The following is a 5935-nucleotide window of genomic DNA, read 5'->3' on the forward strand; positions in this document are numbered from 1 at the left end:
GCGGGGACGCCGCAAGTACGTCCCTGTAGGCTCAGCCGCGCCATCCATGGCGCGGATGCCCCGCAATCCGACACCGCACCGCCTTCGACAGTTTTCCCGGTGACCAGTAGATCCACGCCATGCGTGGATGAATCTCCATTGGAAATCGAATATCTCGAAAAGCATCCACGCGTGGCGTGGATCTACTGGTCGACCAAGGTCGACACCTACCAAGAGCAGGCCATGCCACCCCGCCATCCGACAGGAAACCAGCTGTTGCTGTTGAGCTTGCTGTTGAGGTTGCCGGCCAGCGGCCGGCACTACCAATGCGGTGCAGGGCGCAGCCCTGCCGACTATTCCGGCTCGCGCTGCACCTGTCGCCACAACTCGCTGGCCAGCGCACGCACCGCATCATCGGCATCGGCGCGATGCAGCAGGCCGATCTCGTAGTTGTCGACAAGTGGCAGGTCGCGCTGCCCATCGATGATGCGGTGTTCGCGGTTGACCGCGCGCCGTGGCAGCAGGCTGATGCCGATGCCGTCGGCCACCGCGCCCTGGATGCCGCTCAGCGAGGAACTGGTGAACGCGATGCGCCAGCGCAGGCCCAGCGCCTCCACGGCCTGGATCATCTCGTCGCGGTACAGCCCGCGCGGCGGGAAGGTGACCAGTGGCAGCGGGTCCTGCTGCAGGCTGCTGCTGCGCAGGCTGTCGATCCAGTGCATCGGTTCGCGTCGGCAGTGCACGGCCTGGCGGGTGTTGCGACGCTGCTTGACCAGCACCAGGTCCAGCTCGCCATGGTCGAAGCCATGGGCCAGATCACGGCTGAGGCCGCTGCTGATTTCCAGCTTGACCTGCGGGTGGCGGCGACTGAAGGCGGCCAGCATGCGCGTGGTCTGCGGGTTCACGAAGTCCTCCGGCACGCCGATGCGCACCGCGGTCTCCACGGTGGCGCCGGCCAAGGCCTGGGCCAGTTCCTCGTTCAGATCCAGCATGCGCCGGGCATAGCCCAGCAGGGTGTGTCCGGCGTCGGTGGGATGCACGTCGCGGTGGCCGCGTTCAAGCAGGCGGTGGCCGGCAAGCTCCTCCAGGCGGCGGATCTTCTGGCTGACCGTGGACTGGGTTGAATGCAGGCGGGTAGCCGCGGTGGTGAAGCTGCCACAGTCGGCGACCATCACCAGGGCCCGCAGCAGGTCCAGTTCGAACACTGTTCTATTCGATTTGGCACTGTCTTGCATTTGAACATTTCACTTCTGGATACCCGTGCCGACTTCTACCATGCAGGGCAGGTGCCGGCAATGGCCGGCGCCATTGCGCATGAGGAGAGTCACGATGCACCACCCTCGCTCCCGGCAGCGCCGTTCGGCATTGGCCCGCATGCTGCTGCTGTGCCTGCTGGCCATGGTCATCCCGGCGTGTACGGCGACTTCCCGAAGCGACGCCGATGCGCAGCTGCGCGATGCCGCCAGCCGCGGTGATGCCCGCGCCGTGCGCGAGGCACTGGATGCGGGTGCTGATCTGGAGGCGCGTGACGGCCAGGGCCGCACGGCCCTGCTGCTGGCCACCCACGGCAACAGCGTGGACGCGGCGCGCGAACTGATCGAGGCCGGTGCCGACGTCAATGCCAAGGACGCGATGCAGGACAGCGCGTACCTGTATGCCGGCGCGCGCGGCCTGGATGAGATCCTGGCGCTGACGCTCGCCCACGGTGCAGACCTGCGCAGCACCAACCGCTATGGCGGTACCGCGCTGATTCCTGCGGCCGAACGCGGCCACGTCGCCACCGTGCGTACGCTGCTGCGCGCCGGCGTGGCCGTGGATCATGTCAACCGCCTGCACTGGACTGCACTGCTGGAGGCGATCCTGCTTGGCGATGGCGGCCCGCGCCACGTGCAGATCGTACAGCTGCTGCTGGACGCTGGCGCCAACCCCGAGCTTGCCGATGGCGACGGCGTAACGCCGCTGGCGCATGCCAAGCAACGCGGCTACACCAACATCGAAACCCTGCTGCGCCAGCATGGCGCGACGCGCTGACACCCGCCCCTTCCACCCGCACGCTGCCGTGCCCACCAGGATGCCGTCCATGTTCCGTTCCCATCCGTTGTCCCTTGCCGTCCTTCTTGCCGTTGCACCGCTGTCGGCCTCTGCCGCCGAACGCGCCGATCTGCTGATCCGCAACGCCACGGTGGTCGATGTCGAGCACGCGCGCAGCGTGCCCGGGCAGAGCGTGGTCATCCGTGGCGAGGACATCGTCGCGGTCGGTCCCGATGCGCAGCTACGCAGCCAGTGGAGCGCCAGCCGGCAGATCGACGCCAAGGGCAAGTACCTGATTCCAGGCCTGTGGGACATGCACGTGCACTTCGGTGGTGGTCCGGCGCTGGTGGAAGAGAACAAGGCGCTGCTGCCGCTGTACATCGCTCATGGCATCACCACGATCCGCGATTGCTCAGGTGATCTTCCGCAGCAGGTACTGCAGTGGCGCGGCGACATCGCCAACGGCACGCTGTTCGGTCCGCGCCTGCTGACCTCCGGTGCGAAAATCGAAGGCATCAAGCCGGTCTGGAAGGGCACCATCGAAGTGGGAAGCAAGGCCGACGCGGACAAGGCGATCGAGCGCCTGCAGCACGACAAGGTCGACTTCGTGAAGATCACCGACAGCACGCTGACGCCAGAGCTGTTCCTGTACTCGGCCAGCGCGGCGCGCAAGGCGGGTCTCAAGGCCTCGGGCCACATTCCGATGGCGTTGACGGTGGAGCAGGCCGTGGATGCGGGCCTGGCCTCGATCGAGCATCTGGACTATGCCTTCAAGGCTGGCAGCAAGGACGAGGCGCAGATCGCCGCCGATTTCGGCGCCGGGCGCATCGATCGCGCCGAAGCCAACCGCCGGCTCGACGCCAGCTTCGATCGCGAAACCGCGCTGCATGCCTACCGTGATTTCGCCAAGCGTGGCGTATTCGTGACGCCGACCCTCAACGGTGGCCGCATCCTCGACTTCCTCGACCAGGATGACCACGCCAACGACCCGTATCTGGCCTATATCGGCCCGGGCCTGCGCGCGACCTACACCTGGCGCATCGAACGCGCGGCCAAGGCCACCCCGGCGCAGATCGAGGCGCGCCATGCGCAGTACCACCAGGTGGCTGCGGTGCTGCCGCTGCTGCAGGAAGCGGGAGTGACGATCATTGCCGGTACCGATGCCGGCTTCCTCAATTCGTTCAACTACCCCGGCATCGGCCTGCACCAGGAGTTGCAGCTGTTCGTGAAGGAAGGCCTGAGCGCACCGCAGGCGCTGTCCGCCGCGACCCGCTCCGGCCCGGCCTGGTTCGGCCAGATGCAGCGCTATGGCGGCGTCGCCACGGGCAAGGCGGCCGATCTGGTGCTGCTGACCGCCAACCCGTTGCAGGACATCGCTGCCACCGAAAAGATCGACAGCGTGATCCTGCGCGGTGATGTGTACGATCGCGCGGCGCTGGACAAGATGCTGGCCGACACCAAGGCAAAGGTCGCTGCATGGAATGCCGTGGCGAAGCAGGGCCACGCTTCGCAGTGATGCGGCCGGTAGCGCCTAGCGCGGTGCCGGCCGCATGCCATGCAGCTGCGGCAGCGTGGTTTTCATCGCATCGATGAAGGCGCGCAGGCGCAGCGGTTGCTGTCGCGCAGCGGGGAACACCAGATGCACCGGCAGTGGTGGAGCCTGCCAGTCCGCTAAAAGCTGCACCAACCGGCCTTCGGCCAGATCCTCGGCCACCAGCCAGGCCGACACCACTGCGGCCCCCAATCCCGCACGTGCGGCCTGCTGCACCACGAACAGGTTGTCACTCAGCAGGCGCGGCGTGATCGACAGCGTGTGCGCACGGCCCTGCGCATCGTGCAGCAGCAGACGTTCGCGGTAGTAGGTGACCAGCGAGATCCACGGCAATGCCTGCGCCTGTTCGGGGGTGGTGATCGACTCCGCATCGGCCAGCGACGGTGCGGCCACGACAATGCGAGGTACTTCGGCCAGCGGCAGGGCAACCACGCGCGGTTCATCGACCGCGCCGACCCGCACCGCGCAGTCGATGCCTTCGGCGATGAAGTCCGGGCGGCGGTCCTCGAGGATCCACTCCAGGCTCAGTTGTGGATGCTGGGCCAGGAAGTCGAGCATGGTGGGCAGCAGCTGTGCCTGGCCGAACGCATGCGGCACCATCACCCGCAGGCGACCGCTGAGCCTCTGTGTCTGCCCGTGCAGCTCGGCCTGCAGCGCTTCCCATTCGTCCACCACCCGCTGCGCATGGCGTTGGCAGCGCTGGCCGTCCTCGGTCAGCAGCAGGCCGTGGGTAGAGCGCTGCAGCAGGCGCAGGCCCAGCTGCCGTTCCAGGGCTTGAAGCCGACGGCTGACGGTGGGCTGGGTGGTGCCCAGCTGCACGGCGGCGGCCGAAAGGCTGCCGCTGTCGACGATGCGCAGGAAGGTACGCAGCAGGTCCAGGCGGTCGCCGCCCGATGCGAGATCGTTCATGCGTATGGCGTATGTAAAGTATGTTGTTGAGCCTACTACAGACGCCTCGCGAATGTAGGCACGCTGGGCTCCAATTCTCTCCCTGGTGCCTTCCATGCCCGCTCCCTCGCTCTCAACCGTCGTCTCTGCGCCACGCGCTGCGCCCGCCCCATCGCTGGTGCTGGCCATGGCCGCCGGCGCGGGCTTTTCGGTGGCCTCGCTCTATTACAGCCAGCCGATGCTGGGCCTGATCGCGCAGGATCTGGCTGCGGGCGAGCGTGCCGTGGGCCTGGTGCCGACCCTGACCCAGCTGGGCTATGCGCTGGGCATCCTGCTGCTGGCTCCGTTGGGCGACCGCTTCGACCGGCGCAACCTGATCCTGCTGAAGTCGGTGCTGCTGGCGTTGGCCCTGGGGGCGGCCGCCTTCGCCGGCCAGTTGCCGGGGCTTCTTGTTGCCAGCCTGCTGGTGGGGCTGATGGCCACGCTGGCACAGGACATCGTGCCGGCCGCCGCGGTGCTGGCACCGGATGCGCAGCGCGGGCAGGTGGTGGGCAGGGTGATGACCGGCCTGCTGCTGGGCATCCTGCTGTCGCGCGTGGTCAGCGGCGTGGTGGCCGAAGCCTGGGGCTGGCGCGTGCAGTTCGGCCTGGCAGCGCTTTCGGTGCTGGCGATGGGGGCGGTGATGGCACGCGCACTGCCGCACTTCGCTGCGACCAGTACGCTGCGTTATCCGGCGCTGCTGGGTTCGTTGCTGGCGCTCTGGCGTGAGCAGCCGCAGCTGCGCCGCGCCGTGGCCAGCCAGTCGCTGCTGGCGGTGGGCTTCAGTGCGTTCTGGTCGACGCTGGCGCTGATGCTGCACGCACGGCTGGGCCTGGGCAGTGCCGCCGCGGGTGCGTTCGGCATTGCCGGTGCTGCGGGTGCATTGGCGGCACCGGTTGCCGGTCGTTTTGCAGATCGGTTGGGCAGCCCCGCGGTCGCGCGGTTGGCGATTGCCGTCGCCTTGGTTGGCTTTGCGCTGTTGCTGGTCGATGCGTGGCTGCCGGCCGTGGCGCTGCTGCCGTTGCTGGTGGTCAGCGCGCTGCTGTTCGACTTCGGTTTCCAGTCGGCGCTGGTCGCGCACCAGACCCTGGTCTACGGCCTGGTGCCGCCGGCGCGCAGTCGCCTCAATGCACTGCTGTTCACCGGCATGTTCATCGGCATGGCTGGCGGCGGTGCGTTGGGCAGCCTGGCGCTGGCGCAGTGGGGTTGGCACGGCGTGGCGTGGCTGGCGACGATCTGCGCCGGTGGCAGCCTGCTGATCCGTCTGCGTTGAGGGTGGCTCGGCAGGGCTGCGCCCTGCACCTGCTGTAGTGCCGGCCGCTGGCCGGCAACCTCAACAGCAACAGCAACAGCGGGTATTCCGTGGGGGGGCGGGGCGGTGTCGGATGGCGGGGACGCCGCAAGTACGTCCTTGTAGGCTTGGCAGCCGCATCCATGCGGCTGACA

Annotated in this window: 5 protein-coding genes; 3 read left to right on the forward strand and 2 right to left on the reverse strand. The window is 67.8% G+C overall.

The features are described from left to right. Positions 1–332 precede the first annotated feature (332 nt). Complete coding sequence (locus AC3WTC_RS20390; RefSeq protein WP_032975274.1) at positions 333–1214, reverse strand: LysR substrate-binding domain-containing protein; 882 nt, start codon at positions 1212–1214, stop codon at positions 333–335. Between the two features lie 94 nt (positions 1215–1308). Between AC3WTC_RS20390 and AC3WTC_RS20395 the strand changes: the two genes are divergently transcribed. Further along, positions 1309–2010 carry an ankyrin repeat domain-containing protein gene (locus tag AC3WTC_RS20395; RefSeq protein ID WP_032975275.1) on the forward strand — a complete coding sequence of 234 codons (702 nt, stop codon included), beginning with the start codon at positions 1309–1311 and terminating at the stop codon, positions 2008–2010. Positions 2011–2059: 49 nt separating this feature from the next. Next, positions 2060–3526, forward strand: coding sequence for an amidohydrolase family protein (locus AC3WTC_RS20400; protein WP_492712418.1), 1467 nt, complete (start codon positions 2060–2062; stop codon positions 3524–3526). A 15-nt stretch (positions 3527–3541) separates the two neighbouring features. Here AC3WTC_RS20400 and AC3WTC_RS20405 read toward each other — a convergent pair whose 3' ends face one another. After that, positions 3542–4471 carry a LysR family transcriptional regulator gene (locus tag AC3WTC_RS20405; protein WP_025878522.1) on the reverse strand — a complete coding sequence of 310 codons (930 nt, stop codon included), beginning with the start codon at positions 4469–4471 and terminating at the stop codon, positions 3542–3544. A 94-nt stretch (positions 4472–4565) separates the two neighbouring features. Here AC3WTC_RS20405 and AC3WTC_RS20410 point away from each other — a divergent pair, with 94 nt between their 5' ends. Beyond that, the gene (locus tag AC3WTC_RS20410; RefSeq protein ID WP_492712419.1) at positions 4566–5762 is read left to right on the forward strand and encodes an MFS transporter; all 1197 of its coding nucleotides are present in this window, start codon (positions 4566–4568) and stop codon (positions 5760–5762) included. Positions 5763–5935 lie beyond the last annotated feature (173 nt).

Source organism: Stenotrophomonas sp. FW305-C-20-S1, from assembly GCF_058783335.1.